The organism is Pseudomonas sp. GZD-222 (genome assembly GCF_049310525.1).
GTDB lineage: Bacteria > Pseudomonadota > Gammaproteobacteria > Pseudomonadales > Pseudomonadaceae > Aquipseudomonas.
The window spans coordinates 1-22,292 of the sequence record NZ_JBMOWO010000008.1; the positions used below are offsets into that span (position 1 = coordinate 1).

Genomic DNA, 22,292 nt, shown 5'->3' on the forward strand with positions numbered 1-22,292 from the left:
CCGTGTGCCGGGGAGAGAACCATCCGCTGGGGGGGGGGGCCCTACCACACCCCCCCCCCCCCCCCCCCCGCTCCTACAGGTTTGGAGATTCTGTGAGGCAGATCAGTCGTAAATGACTTTCTTCTTCCAGTCTTCGGTGGTATCGGTCTTCAGGCCTTCGGTCAGCTCGTTCACTTCGTCTTCGGCAGGCTCCAGCTGGCTCAACACCTGGGCATTGGCCCGGGCCAGCAGTTTTTCCATGTACTCGAGTTGCTCGCGATATACCGCCGGATCGGGTTGCTTGCGCAGGTACTGGACACCACGTTCGAAGGCCAGGCGGGCATGGCCGGGTTGATTCTGCTGCAGTGCTTGCTGGCCGAGGTTGTTGAAAAACTCGATGTGCAGCAGGACCAGGATGTGGCGGATTTCCTTGACCCAGTACTTGGCTTCGTTGGTAGGCAGAAAGCCTTCCTGGGCGGCTCGGGTGATCTGGTTGTGCATGCCTTCGAGCAGAAAACGTACATCCTTGGCCCGGGCTTCGGTCTGAATCGGCGCAGGCGGGTTGTTCACTGGCAGCGCTTCACCCTGGGCGATCAGGCCTTCAAGTTCGCTGATGCGCGCACGGATGCTGCGGCTGTTCTTGTCCAGCGCCAGCTGGCGCTGGTTGAGGTTGAGCTCAAGACGGGTCAGCAGCAGCTTCAGGGCTGGGGTCATCAACTGGCCGGGGAAGGTCTCGGTGATCTCGCCACAACGACGCAAGCGGTCGGCCAGTTCAATCTTCAGCCGGGCACGCTCGAGCTTGTTGTTCTCGACTACGTTGTTCAGGTAGCCGATCACAATCAACAACGCGATCCCTGCCACGATAAGCAGGGTGATCATAAGTGGTGTCACCGTTAACGCCTCATACAGGATGATTTACCATTTGAGTGTAGTGGCTAAGCTTTTAGCCGGATAGAGTTGTTTAGCGGATGTCAGGGACTCCCTGATGGCATTTTGCTTTTTAGCTTGCCTCGCAAAGCACTGGGAAGTCATTGATTTAAATAAATTTATACACAGGGGTTGACGGGTTGCCAATGCATCCCTAGAATGCGCGCCACTTGCAGCGTAAAGCACACAGCGAAACGCGGCAGGGAGTGAATGTTGTAGTGTGTCCCCTTCGTCTAGTGGCCTAGGACACCGCCCTTTCACGGCGGTAACAGGGGTTCGAGTCCCCTAGGGGACGCCAATGCGGGAATAGCTCAGTTGGTAGAGCACGACCTTGCCAAGGTCGGGGTCGCGAGTTCGAGTCTCGTTTCCCGCTCCAGATTCAATCGACGCAAGTCGGTCAAGAAAGAGGCCCAAGGGCCTCTTTTTTTGTGCCTGAAATTCCTCCTTCCCCCATTCCCCGTACTTGCATAGCCCAGTTCCCGGGCCAACGCACCTGTCATTTCTACCAGTTTTCAAGTGTTCCGGATGCGGATTCAATGATCACCAGCGGCTGTCAAGCCTTGTTCATGATCCTGCATTGCGAAGGGACCCCTGATGAATCACTCAGCAACACTGCACCTTGCTTTGCTCGCCGATGAAAACTTCCCCGTGCCTGTTGTTCCGGCGGTCGTCAAAGACGATTCGGGAACTGACAACCCTGAGGGGGTGGTCATGCGCGCTGCGCTGGGTGAGGCGCTGGAGGTGATCGTGCCGGCATGGGATTTCTCCACGAGACCCGAAGCTCCGGATCTGCTGGAGCTCGGGTGGCGCCCGGATGGTGCGGCATTCACCACGGTTGATAGTCAGGAGTTTGTACCGCCCATAGCACCGGGGGATAAAACCTTGCATGTGCCAATGGACTCGTTGCAGACGGGGCGCTATTCGCTTTCATACCGTGTCACCCGTCGAAACAACACCACCGACTCTCTAATTAAACGTATCACCATCGACCGCTCGCCCCCTAATGACAACCAAAGGCCTTTGGCCGCGCGATTTCCGGATGAATTGGTGGGGGTTATCACCGATCAGTATCTGATCGATCATGGCGAGGTGATTCCCACGGTTCCGTCCTATCTGGACATGCGGGCGCTGGATCGGGCGCAGTTCTACTGGTCCGAGCTTGACCCGATGCCCGATGACACACCTGTGTTGGGCGAGCGGGTATTCACGCAGGCGGATATCGACGCCAGGCATCTACCGTTGACCATCGCGGAAGCTGCTGTGCGCGCCAGTGGCGCGGGCAGGCGGTACCTCTTCTACCGTCTGCACGACCTGGCCGGGAATGAGAGCCCCCTTTCCTACGCATCGCCAATCCAGGTCGATCTGGTTGCCGCGCCATCCAACTTGCCTCCACCACGAATTCCGTTATCCGCGCGGGGGTTCATCGATCGCCAGCATGCGCGTGAGGGGGCCGTAAACCAGGGCGGCGTTACCGTTGAGATCGACGCGTATAACAATGCGGAGCCTACGCACTTTGTCGTGATCGAATGGGGAGGGCGTGAACTCCAGGAAATCCCGGTCGACCCGAACGGATTTCCGTTGAGCAGCTATGTGCCCTGGATGGACCTGGTTGCCAACGGCCTGGGGCCTGAAAGCGCGCAGGTTACCTATCGGATTCGCTATGGCGGCTCGTACTCGCAGCCGTCTCCCGCCGTCACTGTGCCATTCGATTTCACCGTTGCCGGGCAGGACCATGTCAATGCGCCGGCACTGTTGAACACCACGCTGGCCAAAGTCGAAGTACGTGGGGCGGTTTCAGACCTGCCCAACCAGCTCACGGCTCAGGATGACGGGCACGATGCACGGTTGCTGGTGGCGTTGTTCGACGATCCACAGCCGGGTGACTACCTGGAAGTCTTTTGGGGGGCGGTGCTCGAGCCTGCTGCTCGCTATGACGTACAGCCTGGCGACGCAGCAGGCAAGCCTCTGGAACTGTCCGTGCCGTGGCGGGTCATCGAGCAGGACAAGAACAACGTCGCGCTGCCAGTTGCTTACATCACCAGCAACACTGTCAACCAGCAACAGGCGCCGGCCACTGCGGTGTCGGTGGTCATTGTGCCGATCGAGGGTCTGCCGGTACCTACGTTCCCGCATGCCGACCGGCAAGGCTATCTGAACTGCTGCGCCACGCCACGTTTATGGGAGGGGGTTACCCTGCGCATCGCCGGTAATCCGAACTTCGCCCAGGGCGACGCGGTCGAGGTGACCTGGCAAGGCTATGAAGACCTTGGCGCCAACCGGCCCATCCCGGGAACGCAACTGATCATCCCCAAGGTGTTGAGTGCGAGTGAAGCGGCTGATGGTTTCGAGGTGGTGATCCTGCCTTACAGCACGCACATCGAGCCGATGGAAGATAACGGATCCGCCGTCGCCAGTTACACCTTGACCAAGACCGATGGTGGTTTCGGCCGGTCACGACGCGAATTGGTCTATATCACTCGAACCATGCCCAGCGGGCAGGTCTGTGGTCCCGATAATGATCTGTGTAATCAAACCTGAAGTTTTTAGTTAGCAAATTTACTTGGTTATAGCCAGTAACAACACGACGTCACTCGCGATTTCGTGGCGTCTTTCTGCGGCCTGAAAAAGTCCGTATTTATCAACAAGAGGTTGCAAACATGGGTATCAAAGAGAAATTAACGGCCAAGCAGGCCCGCGCGCTCAGTCGGGCATTGAGGATGAGTACGCTCGATGATCTGGATAATCCGGTGTTCAATGTGGCTAATCCTTTATTGCCTGATACTGTGGATGATGACCCTAATCAACTTCACAAGGACATTCAGGGAACAAACCTGATACTTGATATTCCTGTGTTTGATCAGGGTGCTGATAACAGGCCGGGTCGAATTACTTTGTATTGGCAGGGTAATGCAATAGGTACGCCTCATGCCTTCACCACGCCCATTGCGCCGGGAGATTTTCCTGTTCCCATGACACTTCCTGCCTCGGCGACTCAGGCAGAGGGCAGTTTCAATCTACATTACGATGTCAATATTCGTGGGAATATCAGTCAGTCGCTGCCAATGGCTATCAATATTGATAAGACAGCCCCCAACGGCGGCCAGCCAGGAGGGCTGGTGACACTGCCCGCAGAAGTCGAAGCGAACGGGATTACCCGGGCGTACCTCGACGCCAATGGCAATAAGGTAGTGGTGACGGTGGATGGCAACTACACGGACGCGAAGATCGGGGACGTTGTGGAGGTGTGGTACGGCATCTCCATTCCGCTGGCAACGAAGGTAGGTGAAGTTACCCGAGCCAACCTGGCTGATCCGGTAACCTTTGACCTTCTTGAAGCAATGCTTGGGGAGGAGGGCGAGAAATCCCTGTTTTATAAACTGGCGGATCGCAAAGGTAATATTGGGCCGGATTCGCAATACAAGAGAGTCAATGTCGAGCTTACTGCCCCGCCTGCCGCGCTGCGTCCGCCCAGGGTGCCGCTGGCAGGTGATGGTCTGATTGATTATGCAGACGTCGTGGCGGGCGTGCGGGTGTTCATCGACCCCTATACAAACTGGTTTTCCCGCGATCTGGTGGTCGTCACCTTCGATGGCACCGATCACGCACCGCAGCAGATGCCGCAGAGCGGTGCCGATATTCTTCTTCCCTATGCGCTGGTGTTTGGGGGAAATCTCGGCGAAAAAGATTCAAGAGTCACTTACCGCATCGTTCGTGGGAGCAATTCCTTCCCCGAACAGACTGGCCTGGCTTTCAAGGTCGACCTGCGCACACCAGGTCCGGATCCGGAAGACCCTCCTAAAGAGGTGCACCCGGCCCTGAATGTGCCGGTAGTCAAAGGGGCGGTATCCCCGGAAAACCAGTTGCGCGATGCGGACCGGAACCAACCCGTCAATGCAACAGCGCTTATCTACGCCGGTTCTGCCGTCGGCGAGTATGTTCAGTTGTATTGGAATGGCGTGCTGGTGCCAGGCGCCCGTTACGATATTGACGGTAGCGAGGCGGACGATTTTCCGATGCCCTTCGTCATTCCCTGGGCCACCATTGATGCCGCCGGAAACGGTGACATTCCCTGCCACTATGTCCTCAAGCATGGTGTCAACGATAACGAACTGAGTTCGGCGGCGAGGACTGTCGATGTCGAGGGCGTACCCATTGTCGTGCCGACGCCCGCATTCCTGAACCTCGACCTGACGTTTCCACCTGACCAGATTCTCAACTGCCCGGCATTGCGTGTCGACAATGGCGTGCTGGTGGCGGAAATCGAGGTACCAGCCGGGGATGCGCGGTTAGCAGGTCAACTACTGACATTCACTTATCAGGGTTGGTCCGATGAAGCGGGTACCGTGCCTATTGATGACACAATTGATACGTTTGATTACACGCCTAGTGTGGAGGAGGCTGAAAATGGCTTCGTGGTCCAATTGCCCTATGAAACGGCCCTCAAGGAAACCCGCCAGGCCTATGGCAGTATTCATTACACAGTCGATATCGGAGGGGTGACGGTAGATTCCCCTCGGCATCTGGTGATTGTCGAGTTATGGCGTCCAGGTGGCTTCTTCTGTGAGATTCCTACCCCGCCAGCCCGTCGGTAGATAAAAAGAAAGGGAAGCTCATTGAGCTTCCCTTTTCTGTGTCTGTTCGAATGAGTGGCTTTAATGGGTGCAGCAGAGGGGCCGTTAGAAGTCGTAGCGCAACCCCAGGTTGACCCCATACGGCTGCTCGATATGTTCGCCATTGGCGTACTCCAGGTCGAGATGCACCTGCAGCCCGTTCTTCAGCCCCAGGGCCAACCCCGTTCCCAGTTCGCCGCGCGAACCGGACAGGTCATTGTTGAAGCGGTTGTTGTTGACCTTGACTGCATTACCCTTGGCGAACTCATGTGCCCAGGCCCCGCGCAGGTAGGGTTGCAGCTTGCCACCGTTTGCCAGTTCGAAGGTCCGGCCTGCGGTCATGCCGGCTTTGCCGAGCAGCGAATGGGTGCGCTCGCCATCGGCCTCCAGGCCGTTGTCGAGGCTGAAGTCCTTGCCCTGGATGACCACTGCCGACCATTGCGTGAAGGGTTCGATGAAGTAGCCGTCGGACAACGGAATATGACGCCCGAACTCGGCGGACACGCCGGTCCCGACATTGTCGTAGTCGCCTTTGCTGTGGCTGCCGTCATTGATCGCCACCTTGGCGCGGTTCTGGAAACGATTGAGCTTGGCCAGGCCGTCGAAGTAGTAGCCCGATTCGGCATCGAGCCAGGTGGTGTAGGCGCCGATGTAGTAGCTGTCGACGCTGCCGGAGGTGCCTTCGTCGAGATCCAAGTCCGACTTGCTGTAGCCCACCAGGCCGCCGGCCAGCCATTGCCCGTCACCCCACGGCAGGCGCCCGTCGGCACCGATCGACAGGCCATGCTGCTTCTGCTGGTAGCCGGTGCCACTGGCATCGGCGACGTTGTATTTGTTGCCGTAGCTGCGCATCCACAGACCCGGCTGGCCGCCATTGAAGCGCAGCTCGCCCATGCGGCTGCGCAGGGAGGTCAGCTCGCCGTACCACACGGTGGGTGCGGTGTTGAACAAGGCCATTACCGTGCGTGTGCCCGGGCTGACAGAGCGTTTTTCCGGATCGAGGAACCAGTCGGTACCGCCCGTGCCGTTACCCACCGAAGACAGCTCGTACGCCCAGGCGCCCACCGCAACGGGTTTGCCATTGTACAGGCTGAATTCGGCATCGCCGGCCGCAGTGCGGACCAAGGTCAACTGTTCAGGGTTGCTCGGGTCGACCCCAGAGTCGGCGATCAGCAACTGGTGATTGCCGCCGGCGTTCTGCGTGACATTCAGTACGTCGTGCTGATTGCTGCTGAAATCGACATTCATCGCGAACACCCCGCTGCCGCTGAGATTGGCGACGTTCAGGGTGTAGAAACTGTTTTCCGAGCCCATGTTGACTCGCCCACCGTTCATCGCCAGGGTGCCGAGCCGGGTGTCTTCGGTCATGGTGTAGCTTGACTGGTTGCCGATGCTCAATTGTTCGACATTCACCAGGCGACCGGTGAAGGAGGACCGGTTGGCAAGGGACAGCGAGCCCGTACCGCCAGCCTCGACCTCGAAGTCACCGTTCCACTGCGCTTGATCCAGTGCGAGGCTGGCGCTGCTGTCGGCACTGACCTGAACTTTGCCATTCAGTTCGCTGCGATTCAGCGAGACGGCGGCGGTGGACGCATCGCGTACCAGCAGCGCGACGTCGTCGGCACCCACGAGCGTGGCGCCGTTGCGTAATTCAATCGTGGCACTGGCCCCTTCTTCAATCAACAGTGCGGGGCCTGTACGCCCGGTAACTTCGGTGTTGTCTAGTACCAGCCTGGGATCAGTGAGATTTTCCGGATCGCTTACGATCAATATGCCGCTGGTATCGCCGCTGATACGGCTACTGGAGGCGATAACTTCCCCACCCAGAATATTGATACCGCTGCTGCCGGTGTCGCGGCCGGTGACAATGCTGTTGTTGAGCTGCAAGGTGCTGCCCCCCGTCACCACTGCGCCGGCAACGCCACCAACGATACGGCTGTTGTCGACCGTTACCTGCGAGCCGGTGGTTGAGCCGATCTGGCGATTCACCGCCAAGCCCCAGAAGTCGGCAGTAATATCCGCATCGTTCACGCTGGCTGTACTGTTGGTAACAATCAAACCGTCGAATGCACCACCGGCTATGGTTGCACCGTTGATCTGCAGATGGGAGCCGGAGTTGATGTTCAGGGTCCGGGTGGTTGCACCATTGACGGTCAAGCTACTGCCGTTACGCACGGTATAACCATCCACGGGCGTCGACGCGTCGATAACCAGGCTGTCGCCATTGTCGACAATGGCGGCGTTGACCAGCGGCGCGGAGAGTAACAACGGTAGAAAGAAGGGGAAAACGGACTTGATCGGGAAGGGCGGTTTTATATGGTTGTTTATCGACATAGTGGCGATCCTGATGGCTGGAATCAGAGACGGAATGGAATGGGGCCTATTGAATCGAGCCTCGTCAGTCAGGTCTGTAGGAAAATTCATCAGCTGGCGCGCCCAGAATCCATGCGCGAAGTACTCTCCTTATGTCGAAATTTGAAGGTGCCTTATTAACTAGTGTCTAAGTTTCCCCGTGCTTTGCCTACCTGCTGTTTTTGTCAGTAGACAAGTTTGTATATGTATGGATTGAGCTTTTAGTGTTGCTGAGTTGTTCCGCTTACCTGATAAAAATGCCAGTATGAAAAGCCAATTCTCAGGTATTAAATGATTGCCACTTATCTACTCAATGAAGAGGGTGGCCAGCATGCTGTTGTCAGAAGAAAATAAAGAGTTGGATAAAAACCAGGGGTTGTTTCTCTCGGCGGCCCCCCTGCAACTGGTGGAAGTGGAGATTCCCGGCAAGACCGGGCCAGTGCCCAGTGGTGAATGGGGGGTCAATGTCGCTGCGGCGCGTGAGAACTTCCCGCGCCAGGGCCTGCAGTTGTTCGTTCCCCCCTGGTCGAACATGGGGCGAGGCGATAGCGTCGCCGTGTTGTTGGGTGACACGGAGATCACCCGCAAGCCAATTTCTGCGGAAGAGGTCGATACCCGCCAGACCCTCTTCATCCCGCCCAATCGGTTGAGCAACAGCATCACCAGCATCAGCTACAAGGTCACACGGATTGGCCAGGCGCCAGAGGACTCCGCACCTACCCGGGTGCTGATCAAGCTTGACCGCCCAGGCGGCCAGGACCAGGACGGCAACACGCCGGGTCATTCCGAACTGAAACTGAGTTTGCCACAGGAGATCATCGAGGGCGGTGTAGACAAGGAAGCCGCTGCCGAAGGCGTGGTGGTCACCATCTTGCCGTACCCGTTCATGGCCGAGCACGACGAGATCCGGGTGACCTGGGGTGGCCAGTTCGTCACCCATACCGTGACCGTGGCCGAGGTAGACCGGCCCATTGAAATCAGGGTGGAGGAAGCGACCATCCTGGCCGCAGGGGACTCGGGAAGTGATGGTCTGGCTGTCGCTTTTGAAGTCTACGACCTGGTGGACAACCAGTCCGAGGACTGGAGTGCCGAGGTTCGCGTGATCGTAGATACCGAGAACTTGCGGCTGGCTGCCGGGATCCTTCAGGAAGCCGTGAACAATGTCCTCGATCTTGACAAGCTGGGCAATGCTCCGGCGACGCTGCGGGTCACTGCTGAGCGTCCCGATTTTGTCGAAGGTGATCAGATCATCGTACGACTCACAGGTACCAGCGCCGATGGCACGCCGGTTGATATCACCTATCCCCCACAGGTCGTCGACAACATTCCTCATGTCTACGACATATCAGTGCCCAATGCCGATGTCCGGCGCCTGGCCAAGACCCAAGGGGTTTTCAGTTACCAGTTGAAAAAAGTTGATAGCTCGTTCCTGCAAGCCAAGGGCCGGTTTATCACCATCATCGGTGAGCCCGCGCAATTGGTTGCGCCGCTGGCCAAGGATGAACAAGGGGGGAGTCTGGATCCGCAACTGCCGTTGACCACCATCGAAGTGCCGTGGGACGACAGCATGGCCGCAGGGCAGGTGATCGACCTCAAATGGTATGGCACCAAACCCGACAGCAGCGCGTACTTCCCGGAACTTCCACCTCACGACATTACCAATGGCGAAGCGAACGCCAAGCAACCCATTCCCTTTTACGTCGACGGCAGTCACCTGCTGGCCATCGAGGGCGGGACCCTGGAACTTTACTACGAACTGTACCCAGTGGATGACAGTGCGGTGCGCCGATCGCTTTCCACACCGCGCTACAACGTCGGGGAACCGAGGGCCGAGTTGCCGGCGCCGACTGTTCTCCATGCGCAAGGCGGTGCGCTCGACCCTGACACCTTGCCACCGAGTGGCACTAGCTTGGTCGTCAAAAGATACACCGGCATCGCTATCGGCGACGAGCTGCATTATGAGTGGGAGGGTTCAGTAACTGGGCCCTTTAGAGACTGGATCACGATCAACCGGAACAATTTTGAACGCCCCGAGTTTACCTTGGCAATTACCCTGGACAAGGTCAGAGGCGATCTGAACGGGACGGTCACCGCGTCTTACTGGGTCAGGCGCCAGGATGACAGGGTCAGCCAATCCGATCTGTTGCTTCTGCAAATCGGCGAAGCGCAGGAACAATTGCTCGACCCTGTAACCGTCGCCGAGCTGGTTGAGGGTACGTTGGACCTGAACGATGTCCGTAACGGGGCGAATGCCAAGCTGGATGCCTATGAGCAGATGGCAGTCGGCGATGTTGTCTATCTGGAATGGACTGATAACCAGGGCAACTCCTACACACCTGAGGGGGTGGACATCACTGGCAATATGCTCGGCAATCCGGTGCCGTTTGTAGTGCCCTTTGTCGAGATCGAAAAGAACCTGAACAGTACCGTTACTGCAATCTGTAGAGTGGAATTGGCATCGGGGCAGACGCTGCGCACCCGGGATCTGATCTTCTCCGTGCAGCAAGAGCAGGTGCCGGCCCTCGACCCTGTAACCGTCGCCGAGCTGGTGGACGGTAACCTCGATCTGCGAAATGTGCTCGAAGGCGCCAATGTTCAGCTCAAAGCCTATGAACAGATGGGCGCCGGTGATGTGGTGTTCCTGGAGTGGACTGACGATCAGGGCAATGAATATAAACCAGAGGGCAGGCCCATTAGCGGCGGGATGGTTGGCAGGCCGGTGGCATTCATCGTGCCTTATACCGAAATCCAGAAGAACCAGGACAACAGCGTCTCGGTGATCTGTCGAATCGAGCTGATCGAAGGCGGCGAGCTACGCACCCAGGCGCTGACCTTTGCGGTTATCGAAAGTGCAGCGCCAGCGTTGCCCGCGCCAGAGGTTGCCGAAGCAAATGACGATGGCGTGATCGACCCCACTACGGTGACTGCAGGGGCGACGGTGGTGATTGGCAGTACGGCTGCGTTGGTGGTTGGCGACAAGGTCAGGGTGGTGCTCTCTGGCAAGGTGGGCGATACCCGGACGCATACGGTGTCGACGCCTGGCGTGCAGCGCATCACAGTGCCTTATGCGGTTATCAAGGCCAACGAAAACACCAGTATCGCACTGCAGTATCACGTGCAGCGCGGCGGCACGGGGCCGGAGGCGCCTTCACCGATTGCCGAGTTCGATGTGCGTGTGATCATCGGTGGTGGCCAGCTGAAAATCCTCGGTGCCCGATTCAACCGCAGTACTTATCGCTCTTCCGGGTCACCTCGCTATCTGCAGGCCTTTCATGCGGTCAGCAATCAGCCGCTGCAGGCGGAGTGGAAGTATTCCACCGACGTACAGTGGACGGTCGCTAGCCGTTGGCGGGACATTCAGCCGCACTTGCCGCTGCAAGTACGCACCACTGATGACCAGTTGACACTCAACCCGGCCAACATCATGGGCAGTGGTGCCGACACCACGGTGAACGGCACCGCCGCGTTTGTAGCCCATCGTGATGATGGTCGTGTGCGTGGTTGGGGTAATCCGCTCTTCGGTGGACAAATAGAAAGCACGATCAGGACCCTGGATGACATCGTCGAGGTGAGTTGTACCACCAGTGCTTATGCAATCCGTCGGGTCAACGGGATTGTGATGGCCTGGGGCAATGCTACCAATGGCGGCGAGATGGGAGGCGTCTCGCGAGAGGGTTATGCCTCGGTAGTGGGCAATGGTGTGGCGTTCGCCGGCATCAAGACGACGGGGCATGTGGTGGCCTGGGGAGTTGCTGCCTCCGGTGGCAACGTTCCCGCCCCCATCAACGGCTACACCGATATCGCCAAGGTCGTGGCGGCGAGCACCGCGTTCGCTGCCCTGCGCACGACCGGGCAAGTGGTTGCCTGGGGCGTCGCGGCCGCCGGTGGTACGGTTCCAGACCTAATCGCTGCGCTGACTGACATCGTTGACATCAACGGTAATTTCAGCGCTTTTGCGGCCATGCGTGGAAACGGGACCGTAGTGGCTTGGGGGAATGCCACTTCCGGCGGTAACGCCGAGGCAGTCGCCGATTACACCGACATCGTTGAAATCAGTAGCGCCAACGCCGGTGCGTTTGTGGCCAAGCGAGCCACCGGCCATGTGCTGGCATGGGGCAGTGCACCCCATGGCGGAACCCTTCCGGAGGCCATTAGAGGTCTAACGGACATTATCGACGTGGCCTCCAACTGGAACGTGTTCGCTGCGGTACGCGCCAATGGCTCAGTGGTCGCCTGGGGAGGAACGGCGGCTACCGGGGGCGTGGTACCGGATGAGATCGCTGACTTGACAGATGTGGTTCAGGTAACAGGTTCTTCCAAGGCATTCGCGGTATTGCGTCGCAATGGCATGGTGATGGCCTGGGGAGACCAAACAGTTGGGGGCGACATTACGCCAGTGCGCGCTGATCTGGTCGATGTCCAGGCCGTCTATAGCAACACCCACGGTTTCGTTGCCTTGAGGCGCGATGGCCGGGTGGTTGCATGGGGACAAGCAGCGGGCGGAGGTGACAACTCGGCGGTTCGTGACCAGCTGGATGGATTCGTCTCTTATCGCGCCGCGCCGGCGGCCCGTGGGCGGGCGCTGTCCGCCCAGCGGGCGATCAGCGCTGCGGCCCTGGTTGGCTGACGCAGCGAGATTCATGGCCAATGCTCCGGTGCATCAAGGCGTGCACCGGAAGCTTTCCACACCTTTAAGGGTTATCAGCTATGACACAGTTCAATGCTGCTTTGCATCAAGGTTTCGAAAAACCGTACATAGAAGGGTACAGCGGTGATCAGCTCGATCCGGGGGAGTTCCCCGCCGACGGTGTTCAGCTGGTTGCGCCGCCCGCCAATCTTGCACCTAGGGATTATCTGTTCTTTTACATGGATGAAGATGAGCTCGATTGGACCCGTGTACCGGCCGCCGGGCCTGGTACTGGAGTAAAGATACATGTCGCAAAGGAGACGTTCACTGCTCGCCGTGGTCAAGAGGTCGACGTTTACTACCAGGTTTCGGCTACCGAGCAAGGAGCGCGCAGCGAATCGACGAGATGGCGCCTGACCCTGGGCAGCGCTTTCGAGGGTGACGTGCTACTGGACCTGAGCCCCCACGATTATGTTGTCTCGGCCGACAAGCCGCCGCGGCAGATTCCCGAGTTTGCCCAACTCAAGCGTGAAGCCAGCGGCGGCGTTGCGCCGTATCGCTACACCAGCAGTGAACCGAAGGTCGCCACTGTCGATGACAGCGGGCAGGTCACAGCCCTCGCCAATGGCGTATGCCAGATCACCGCCACCGACAGCCAGGACAAGGTCTTGCGCTACAGCCTGACGGTCAAGGGTATTCGCCGGGTGCATTTCCTTACCCCCAGGGCGGACTGGGCAGGTATGAAGCTGGCATGCGACGCGGCCAACCTCATTCCTGTGCCGTTGAGCCAGCTCAAACGCCTGTGGCGGCTCTACGACCCCAGCTCCCGCCCCGTCGGTGCTTACCTGGGTTACTTGCCCTATGTCTTCTGGACTGCGGACCAGCTTGGGGCTGGCACGGCCTATGTTTACGACCTCGATGGCAGCGATGCCGAGGGCAATGCCAGCACTCTGGATGAACGAGAGTACCGGCAGGTACTGGGCATCGATCCAGACTGAGGCACGATTGAGTGCCCTGCCTGGGTCACAGTAACGCTTTCACCCTTCTTTTTCTCTTTCATGCCAGGTCAGGAGTCCTCATGAGAAATTTCAGCGCCCGTCTTTTTCCACCTCGTCGCGAGGGCCAGGGCATTCTGGCTCCGCGCCCATTGTTCATTGCCGGCATGATTGCGCCGGTCGAGCACGGTGATGCGGGGATCAACATCGCCGTGGTCGAAGGCGATCCGAACGGTTTGCTGACGATAATCGACCCCTATCTGGACATGCAGGAGGGGGATCGGCTGACGGTGCTTATCGAGGGTGAGCGGGTGCTGGATTTCCCCGTGGAGCAGGCGGACGTCGGCGAGCGGCTGTTCTTTTACCTGCCCAAGGCGCAGTTCCAGCCTGAATGGGTGGAGGATATTCACTTCGAGTTGCTGCGTCAGGGCTCGACGGTGCCGGAGGAATCGGTGCCGTTACGCCTGCGGGTCAAGCTCAACCTGCCGGGCGGTGTCGACAAGGAACCGCACTTGCCTGGCCATTCCGAGCTGCTGCGCCCGCAAGTACCCCAGGACATCATCGACAACGGCGTCGATGCCGAATGGGCTGCCAGGGGGGTACCCGTCACCATCGACACTTACCCTGACCGGGCCGCCCGCGATACTGTGGTGCTGCGCTGGGGCAGCGTGCGTATTCCGCGGCTGATCAGTGAGAGTGAAGCCGCCGGGGATGAAGCGATCGAGATACTGGTCGACCAGGATGCCATCCTGGCGGCCGGTGATAGCGATGCCTTGGTGTTGCTTTACGAAGTTTTCGATGAGGTGTGGAACTACTCATCGGACTGGTCGCGCTCCACTGCGATTAACGTCGAAGCCGGCGCCTGGCGGCTTGATCCGCCGATCATCAAAGAAGCGGTCGCTGGTGAGATTGACCTGATCGCCCTGGGGCCGAATGACGTGACGGTACAGATTCGCCTCGATGGCGCGCCATTTGCCCTGGGTGACACCATCGAGTTCACCTGGATTGGCACACCGCGGATGGGCGCGCCTCTGGTTCACAAGGAGTCGCTACTGATCGACAACCTGCCTGCGATTCTCGACCTCAAGGTCCCCAACCTCGATATCCGTGCCATCGCCTCGGGTACGGGCGATGCGGCTTATGTGTTGAGGAAAGCCAACGACGACCCTCCGCAGTCGTCCAAGCGTGCTTTTGCCAGGGTTGTCGGCGAGCTCTCCGAGCTGCCTGCTCCGGTGATCCTGCAAGCCGTGGGTGATTTGCTCGACAGCAGGCTGGATTACGCCTGGGTTCAGCTCGGGCCTTATCCGGGCATGGCCGTCGGCGATGTCGTCAACCTGGTCTGGCAAGGCAAGCGCGCTGATGGCAGACCGTACCTGCATGAGGAGGAGGTGGATGTCAGCGACAATGCTGTCGGCAAGGCTCTCGAGATACTGCTAGAAGCTGCGCATATCTCCGTGCTCGATGGCGGCAGTCTGGAACTGTACTACCGTGTCAGCAATGAGCGGGCGGTGACTTATGATATCCGCGAGTCGGCACGCAGTTACTTCAACGTGCTCGAATTGCGCCAGGAGCTGCCTGCGCCGGTTGTCGAGGAGGCCGATGGCGATGTACTCGATCCAGAAGCGATAATCCCCAACGGTGCGACCTTGCGGGTCGACTACGCCGAGACCGAAGCGGGCGATGTGCTCACGTACTTCTGGCAGAGTGTTTACGCCAATGGCAACGCCAGCGACTGGGTGCCGGTCACCGAAGCGTCCAAGGGACGCCCGGTGAGTTTTCGCATCGGCTCCTCGTTGGTCGAGGTGTCGCGTGGTACCACCATCAATGTTTTGTACTCGCTCAAGCGCGCAAACCAGACCCGGATTTCTTCCGTCCTCGAGCTGTATATCGGTACACCGATACCTGTGGCTGTCACTCGGCTGATTGATAGTTGGGGTGAGGTGGTCGAAGGCGGCACCACTGTCGATACCGCCGTTACCCTGTTCGGTACGGCCCGGGTGGCATTGGGCGTTGAACTCTTTGACGGTGACACCGTGGTAGGGCAGGCAGGGGCGAACGAGGAAGGCGTATGGCGATTCCCGATGGTGGAGCTTGCGCCCCGGCGTTATGACCTCAAGGCCAGGGCTCTGTATGGCAGCGGCACGGAATCGCAGGTGTGGAGCTTTACGGTGGTGGCTGACGTGGTGCCAATGATCACTGGTGTGGCGGATTCGCGAGGGGATGTCGCCAATGGTGGAGCCACGGTCGACACGGCGATTACCCTGACAGGAGACGCCAGTGTCGGCCAGCAGATCGAACTGTTCGAAGGTGCGGCGTCCTGGGGCAGGGTGGATGTCGATGGTGAAGGTAAATGGCGTCTGCCAAGAACCGGCCTGGCAATCGGACGCTATAGCCTGAAGGCCAAAGCCTGGTATGGAGACGAACACGAGTCCGAAGTACGTACTTTTCAGGTGGTGGCCGAGGCCGGTCCAACTATCACCCGTGTGATCGACTCCAGGGGCGAGCTGGCGGAGGGGCAGACGACAGTCGATACCATCGTCACCCTGTCCGGCACAGCCAGCATCGACCAGTCTCTCGACGTACTCGATGGCATGGGCGTGCTCGATACCGTGCGAACCGATGCTCAGGGCAACTGGACTTTGACCCTCAACGGCCTGGCCGTCAAAGCCTACGTCATCAAAGCCAGGGCGCTGTACGGCAGTGGCAGGGAATCGGCTGCACGCAGCTTTCGCGTAGTCGACTACGTATTTCCTACCCTCGACAGCGTCAGGGATTCGAAAGGGGAGGTCGCCGATGGCGGCGCTACGGTCGATACCTCGGTCACTCTGGGGGGCAAGGGCAGTGCCAACGAGCAAGTGGAGATCTTCGAAGGGCAGACGTCCAGGGGGAGTGTGCGGGTCAGTGCCGGCGGTGACTGGACCCTGGCGCTGAGCAGCTTGCCGGTCAGGACTTACGGTTTCAGGGCCAAAGCTCTGTATGGCAATGGTGAGGAGTCGGCGGTGCGGACTTTTACGGTCTATGCCGAAATCCGGCCGAGCATCACCAGTGTCAAGGATTCGCGTGGTGAGGTCGCCGAGGCAGCCACCACGGTGGACACTTCACTGACCCTGGCCGGCAAGGCCAGCATCAACCAGCAAGTGGAGTTGTTTGACGGTACCACGTCGCTCGCGACGGTGACGGCCAGCGCCGCTGGCGATTGGACTTACCCGTTGCAGGGGCTGGCGGTTCGAGCGTACCGGCTCAAGGCCAAGGCGTTGTATGGCAGTGGCCAGGAGTCGGATGTCCGTTCGTTCAGTGTGGTGGCCGAAGTCGCGCCGACGCTCGCCAGTGTGAGGGACGCCAGGGGCGAGGTCGTTGAAGGCGGTTTCACCTACGATGCCAGCGTCAATCTGTCCGGCAAGGCCAGTATGGGGCAGCGGGTCGAGGTCTTTGATGGCACAGTGTCACGCGGTGCAGCGCCGGTTAACGGTAGCGGCGACTGGTCCCTGAACATGACCGGGTTGACGGTCAAACAGTACAACGTCAAGGCTGTGGCCCTGTACGGCCGTGGGCTGGAGTCCGCGCCGCGGGCGTTCGAAGTGCGCCAGGGAGCGACACCGGTGATCACCCGTGTGCTTGACAGCAGAGGCACTGCAATCGGCAATGGCGGTCGCACCTATGAAACTTCCGTTACTTTGCACGGCACGGCGCAAGCAGGGCAGCAGGTCGAGATCCTCGACAACGGTGTTGGGAAAGGCAGGGTCACTGCCAGCAACGGCACCTGGCAGTCGACAGTCTCCGGCCTGACGAGGGTGCAGCATTCTTTTACTGCCCAAGGACTTTATGGCAATCAACCGGTGTCCGCTGCTTGGCGGGTAATTGTCGAATCGCGGCCGCCGCTGCAAATCGACACTAGCGCTATGGCGCTCAACGGTGTGATTTACCTGCGTTCCGACAACGGTCAGGGCCCCAGCCCTCGACCTGGTAATACTTCCCGGCAACGACAGGCATCAGGTGGCACGCCGCCACTTGGCTACAGTTCGAACAATGCCAATGTGGCCAGTGTAGATAGCAGCGGGACTGTACTGTCGCGGGGTAATGGTTCGGCAACCATTACCGTCAGTGACAGCTCAGGGCAGTCCAGGAGCTACAGCGTGACGGTGCAGAATGTTCGTAGAATGAATTTCATGGGGGCATCGCAATACATCGTAGGGTGGGATCAGCGTCTGTTTTTGGCGGACTTGCGGGAAATTTACAATCAATACAGACCCGGCGGCGGGCTCGCTCAGATTGGTTGGCCTGGCGGCAGATACTGGGCGAGGGATCAGCGATTGATTTGGAGTCCGTTCCCCAGGCAGCAGGCCGCCTTCAAGGATATGAATGGAGGAGGCGAGGGCTGGGAGATGCAAATCGGCCCGCATTACCCTGGTATCCGCTTGAGTTGAAAGGTATCGACAAAATAGCCAATGCCGACCCTTGATTCGTATTGGTGCTGGCCGGGGCGGTGACTTTTGCGACTGGGAAGTCATTGATTTAAATAAATTTATACAAAGGAGTTGACGACCTTTCCCGGCATCCCTAGAATGCGCGCCACTTGCAGCGTAAAGCACACAGCGAAACGTTGCAGGGAGTGAATGTTGTAGTGTGTCCCCTTCGTCTAGTGGCCTAGGACACCGCCCTTTCACGGCGGTAACAGGGGTTCGAGTCCCCTAGGGGACGCCAATGCGGGAATAGCTCAGTTGGTAGAGCACGACCTTGCCAAGGTCGGGGTCGCGAGTTCGAGTCTCGTTTCCCGCTCCAGATTTTGTACTGCAGCGTTGGCGCGCTGCAGGATTGGAAAGAAGGGCATCAGCACTTTTTTCTGTCCGGCTTTCCGGATGCTTCAGTTTTGCGGGAATAGCTCAGTTGGTAGAGCACGACCTTGCCAAGGTCGGGGTCGCGAGTTCGAGTCTCGTTTCCCGCTCCAAATAAAGAACGTCGTTCGATTGAACGGCGTTTTTTTTCGTCTGGATTTTGCCTTTGTCAGGCCGGCAGGGCTGTTTTCAGTCCTGCCGACCTCGCAGGTCAGTGCTTGCTGTCGTCGTCAGACATGCTCAGCAGTTGCTTTTCCTGGTTCCAGTCAAATGGCTCGTCGTTCTGCTCCGCTTCATAGCGGCGCTCTTCCAGGGTCTGGTACACCTGCTGCTCCTCGTCGGGCATGTAATGCAGGCAATCGCCGCCGAAGAACCACAGCAGGTCACGTGGCACCAGGTGGGCAATCTGCGGGTAGCGCTGGATGACCTGGCACATCAGGTCCTGACCCAGGTAGATACTCTCGGGATCGACGGGCATCTGCAGCATCAGGTTGTCGAAGCGCTCCAGGAACAGCGCGTGGCTTTCTTCCGGCACCTGCTCGGCCTCACCCAGGGCAACCAGAATGGTGCGCAGGTGGGTAAGCAGGGCGAGATGGTATTCCAGGCGATCGGTAGCCATGCAGGCAGTCCTCTTGAGCAAAAACGGGCGCGGGAGTATACGGCTCCCAGCGCCCGATGTCCCGGCCCTTAGCGAATTTTGCCGGGGCTAGGCAGCAGCGCCTCCTTGCTGAAAGCATCGACATCAATGACGCGGCGACGGGCTGCTTCGGCGGCATGCAGGGTTTGCGCCTCCGCAGCTTCAAGGGCGCCTGTGCGCAAGGCTGCATCGATGGTCGATTCACCCGGCGCGGAATTGACCTGGCCACTCTTGAGCGCTTGATGCAGTTTTTTATGCAGCGGCTCGCACTCGTCGAGCAAGGTGCAGGCATGCTGCAGGGCACCCACCGGGTCATCGGCATCCTGCGGGCGATAACAACCGGCAAGCAGCTCTTCCAGGGCCGGGTCGCCCTTGGCGCGTCCGATCAGGGCGGCCACTTCGGCATCCAGCTCATCACTCGGGCCGGTATGCCGGCGCCCGAATGGAAACACCACCAGACGCAGCGCACAGCCAATGAAGCGATTGGGGAAGTTGTCGAGCAGACGGTCCAGTGCCTTCTCGGCCTGCCCGAGGCTTTCTTCCATGGCCCAACGCAGCAAGGGTTGCAGGTGCTCCGGGGAGCCGAGGTCGTGATAGCGCTTGAGGGCGGCCGAGCTCAGGTAGAGGTTGCTCAGAACGTCACCCAGGCGAGCCGACAGTCGTTCGCGGCGTTTGAGTTCACCACCGAGCAGCATCATGCACAGGTCGGCGAGCATGGCGAAGGCTGCAGCCTGGCGATTGAGCGCGCGGAAGTAACCCTGGCTAAGGGCATCACCCGGGACCTTCTCGAGATGACCCAGGCCAAGTCCCAGGATCAAGGTGCTGGCAGCGTTGCCGAGCGCGAAACCAATGTGCTGCATGAGCAGTTGGTCGAATTCCTTGAGCGCCTGATCGTGGTCTTCGCGTGCGGCCAGGGCCATTTCCTTGAGCACGAAAGGGTGGCAGCGGATGGCGCCCTGGCCGAAGATCATCAAGTTGCGCGAGAGGATGTTGGCGCCTTCGACAGTGATGAAGATGGGCGCGCCTTGCCAGTTACGCCCCAGGTAATTGTTCGGGCCCATGATGATGCCCTTGCCACCGTGTACATCCATGGCGTGCTGGATGCACTCGCGACCACGCTCGGTCAGGTGATATTTGAGAATGGCCGACAGCACCGAAGGCTTTTCCCCCAGGTCCACAGCCTTGGCGGTGAGCAGGCGAGCGCTGTCCATCAGGAAGGCATTGCCGCCGATCCGTGCCAGGGATTCCTGAATGCCTTCGAAGGCCGCCAGCGGCACATTGAACTGCTCGCGCACCCGCGCATACTGGCCAGTGACCAGGCTGGTGTACTTGGCAGCACCGGTGCCTACCGCTGGCAGCGAGATCGAGCGACCCACCGACAGGCAGTTCATCAGCATCATCCAGCCCTTGCCGAGCATATCCTTACCGCCGATGAGAAAGTCCAGCGGGATGAACACGTCCTTGCCGCTGTTCGGCCCGTTCATGAAGGCGGCGCCCAGCGGCAGGTGGCGCTGGCCTATTTCTACGCCGGGGGTGTCGGTGGGGATCAGTGCCAGGCTGATGCCCAGTTCCTCTTCCCCGCCCAGCAGGTGCTCCGGGTCGTAAGCCTTGAACGCCAGCCCCAGCAAGGTAGCGACGGGGCCGAGGGTGATGTAGCGCTTTTCCCAGTTCAGGCGCAGGCCGATAACCTCTGCGCCTTGCCACTGGCCTTTACAGATTATCCCGGTGTCGGGCATGGCGCCGGCGTCGGAACCGGCCAAAGGACCGGTGAGGGCAAAGCAGGGGATTTCTTCAGCGCGGGCGAGGCGCGGCAGGTAGTGCTGGCGCTGTTCGTCGGTGCCGTAGTGCAGCAGCAACTCAGCCGGGCCGAGGGAGTTGGGCACCATGACCGTCGATGCCAGGTCGCCGCTACGCGTGGCCAGTTTCATCGCCACCTGAGAGTGAGCGTAGGCGGAGAAGCCCTTGCCGCCGTACTCCTTGGGGATGATCAGGGCGAAGAAACCGTGCGACTTGATGTGTTCCCAGGCCGCAGGCGGCAAGTCGAGGTCCTGGCCGATCTGCCAGTCGCTGACCATGGCACAGAGCGCTTCGGTGGGGCCGTCGATGAAGGCTTGTTCTTCTTCGCTCAGTTCTGCCTTGGAATAGCCAAGCAGGGTGTTCCAGTTCGGGCGGCCGCTGAACAGTTCGCCATCCCACCACACGGTGCCCGCATCAATCGCTTCGCGCTCGGTTTGCGACATCGGCGGCAAAGTGCGTTTGAACCAGCCGAACATTGGACCGCTGAAGACTTTGCGGCGCAGGTCCGGCAGCAATACCAGCGCGGCCTTGGCCGCCAGTACCAGCCAGAGGATTGCCAGCAGCCAGCCTGGGGCGTGGCTGAAAATCCCCATCAGCAACACGTACACAGCAAGTGCAGCCAACGCTGGCACGGCGGCAATGCGTCGGTGGGCAATATAGGCCGCGCCGATCACCAGAACCACTAACCACAGCAACAACATAGTCATTCCTCCGTGAAACCAAGGGCTTTCTGCGATCCATCAGAGCTTAGACGGCATCCGACAATCGGCTTGTCAGAACAGTGACAGGCGATGAGCGCAGGAGTTCGCCGTAATGCGTGGGCGATTGTCAGGGCCGGTGCCTGGGGTAGACTGGGCGACCGCACATTCATCAGGACGACGTCATGCTCAAGATCTGGGGCCGGAAGAACTCAAGCAATGTCAGGAAAGTATTGTGGTGCGCGCAGGAGTTGGGGCTGGAGTATGAGTCGGTCGATGCCGGCGGCGCCTTTGGCGTGGTCAACGAGCCCCGCTACCGGGCGCTGAATCCCAATGGCCTGGTACCCATGATCGAAGATGACGGCCTGGTACTGTGGGAGTCCAATGCCATCGTCCGCTACCTGTCGGCGCAGTACGGTGCCGAGTCTGGCTGGTATGAAGCAGATGCGCGTCAGCGCGCCGAGGCGGACAAGTGGATGGATTGGGTGACATCGTCGCTGGCCACGCCGTTCCGGCCGCTATTCTGGGGCATCCTGCGCACCCCTGCCGAGCAGCAGGACTGGGTGGCGATCAATGCCGCGCACAAGACCTGCGCACAGTTGCTGTCCATCGCTGATCAGGCCCTGGCCCATCAGCCATACCTGTCCGGGGATGAGCTGGGCATGGGTGATATTCCCCTGGGCTGCTTTGCCTATGCCTGGTTCGAGATGCCCATCGAGCGTCCCGAAATGCGCCATCTGCGCGCGTGGTATGAGCGTTTGCAGGAACGCCCGGCCTATCAGGCCGCCGTGATGACCGCGTTGACCTGATTCCTGGGGTAAACCTGCCTGCGGTAATC

Annotated in this window: 10 protein-coding genes and 5 tRNA genes; 11 read left to right on the forward strand and 4 right to left on the reverse strand. The window is 59.4% G+C overall.

Annotation, left to right across the window (positions count from 1 at the left end; translation table 11 throughout):
• Nucleotides 1-102 precede the first annotated feature (102 nt).
• Nucleotides 103-870 (reverse strand): hypothetical protein, encoded by a 768-nt coding sequence (locus ACO6VD_RS01185; protein ID WP_422416458.1) that lies wholly within the window; start codon nucleotides 868-870, stop codon nucleotides 103-105.
• Between the two features lie 258 nt (nucleotides 871-1,128).
• On the opposite strand from ACO6VD_RS01185, the gene ACO6VD_RS01190 reads away from it, so the two are divergent.
• From ACO6VD_RS01190 to ACO6VD_RS01205, 4 genes are all read left to right on the forward strand, one after another.
• A tRNA-Glu gene (locus ACO6VD_RS01190) sits at nucleotides 1,129-1,204 on the forward strand.
• A 2-nt stretch (nucleotides 1,205-1,206) separates the two neighbouring features.
• Nucleotides 1,207-1,282, forward strand: a tRNA-Gly gene (locus tag ACO6VD_RS01195).
• A 218-nt stretch (nucleotides 1,283-1,500) separates the two neighbouring features.
• Nucleotides 1,501-3,444, forward strand: a complete 1,944-nt coding sequence (locus ACO6VD_RS01200) for a hypothetical protein (RefSeq protein ID WP_422416460.1) — start codon at nucleotides 1,501-1,503, stop codon at nucleotides 3,442-3,444.
• A 119-nt stretch (nucleotides 3,445-3,563) separates the two neighbouring features.
• A complete protein-coding gene (locus tag ACO6VD_RS01205; RefSeq protein WP_422416462.1) occupies nucleotides 3,564-5,498 on the forward strand; it encodes a hypothetical protein in 1,935 nt (644 codons plus the stop codon).
• Nucleotides 5,499-5,582: 84 nt separating this feature from the next.
• On the opposite strand, the gene ACO6VD_RS01210 is transcribed toward ACO6VD_RS01205, so the two are convergent.
• Nucleotides 5,583-7,850, reverse strand: coding sequence for an autotransporter outer membrane beta-barrel domain-containing protein (locus ACO6VD_RS01210; protein WP_422416464.1), 2,268 nt, complete (start codon nucleotides 7,848-7,850; stop codon nucleotides 5,583-5,585).
• 376 nt (nucleotides 7,851-8,226) lie between these two features.
• Here ACO6VD_RS01210 and ACO6VD_RS01215 point away from each other — a divergent pair, with 376 nt between their 5' ends.
• The 6 genes from ACO6VD_RS01215 to ACO6VD_RS01240 all read left to right on the forward strand — a co-directional run bounded on the left by ACO6VD_RS01215 (nucleotide 8,227) and on the right by ACO6VD_RS01240 (nucleotide 18,435).
• Nucleotides 8,227-12,495 carry an RCC1 domain-containing protein gene (locus ACO6VD_RS01215; RefSeq protein WP_422416466.1) on the forward strand — a complete coding sequence of 1,423 codons (4,269 nt, stop codon included), beginning with the start codon at nucleotides 8,227-8,229 and terminating at the stop codon, nucleotides 12,493-12,495.
• Between the two features lie 80 nt (nucleotides 12,496-12,575).
• Entirely contained in the window at nucleotides 12,576-13,493 is a 918-nt protein-coding gene (locus tag ACO6VD_RS01220; RefSeq protein ID WP_422416468.1) for an Ig-like domain-containing protein, read from the forward strand.
• Nucleotides 13,494-13,573: 80 nt separating this feature from the next.
• Nucleotides 13,574-17,914: a hypothetical protein gene (locus ACO6VD_RS01225; RefSeq protein WP_422416470.1), complete on the forward strand. Its 4,341-nt coding sequence runs from the start codon at nucleotides 13,574-13,576 to the stop codon at nucleotides 17,912-17,914.
• 201 nt (nucleotides 17,915-18,115) lie between these two features.
• Nucleotides 18,116-18,191 (forward strand) — tRNA-Glu (locus ACO6VD_RS01230).
• A 2-nt stretch (nucleotides 18,192-18,193) separates the two neighbouring features.
• Nucleotides 18,194-18,269, forward strand: a tRNA-Gly gene (locus ACO6VD_RS01235).
• A gap of 90 nt (nucleotides 18,270-18,359) precedes the next feature.
• Nucleotides 18,360-18,435 (forward strand) — tRNA-Gly (locus ACO6VD_RS01240).
• Nucleotides 18,436-18,533: 98 nt separating this feature from the next.
• Here the strand turns inward: ACO6VD_RS01240 and ACO6VD_RS01245 are convergent.
• Both ACO6VD_RS01245 and ACO6VD_RS01250 read right to left on the reverse strand, forming a co-directional pair.
• Complete coding sequence (locus ACO6VD_RS01245; RefSeq protein WP_422416471.1) at nucleotides 18,534-18,941, reverse strand: PA2817 family protein; 408 nt, start codon at nucleotides 18,939-18,941, stop codon at nucleotides 18,534-18,536.
• A gap of 68 nt (nucleotides 18,942-19,009) precedes the next feature.
• A complete protein-coding gene (locus ACO6VD_RS01250; protein ID WP_422416473.1) occupies nucleotides 19,010-21,457 on the reverse strand; it encodes an acyl-CoA dehydrogenase in 2,448 nt (815 codons plus the stop codon).
• 182 nt (nucleotides 21,458-21,639) lie between these two features.
• Between ACO6VD_RS01250 and ACO6VD_RS01255 the strand changes: the two genes are divergently transcribed.
• On the forward strand, nucleotides 21,640-22,263 hold the full coding sequence (locus ACO6VD_RS01255; RefSeq protein WP_422416475.1) for a glutathione S-transferase family protein: 624 nt from the start codon (nucleotides 21,640-21,642) through the stop codon (nucleotides 22,261-22,263).
• Nucleotides 22,264-22,292: the final 29 nt, after the last annotated feature.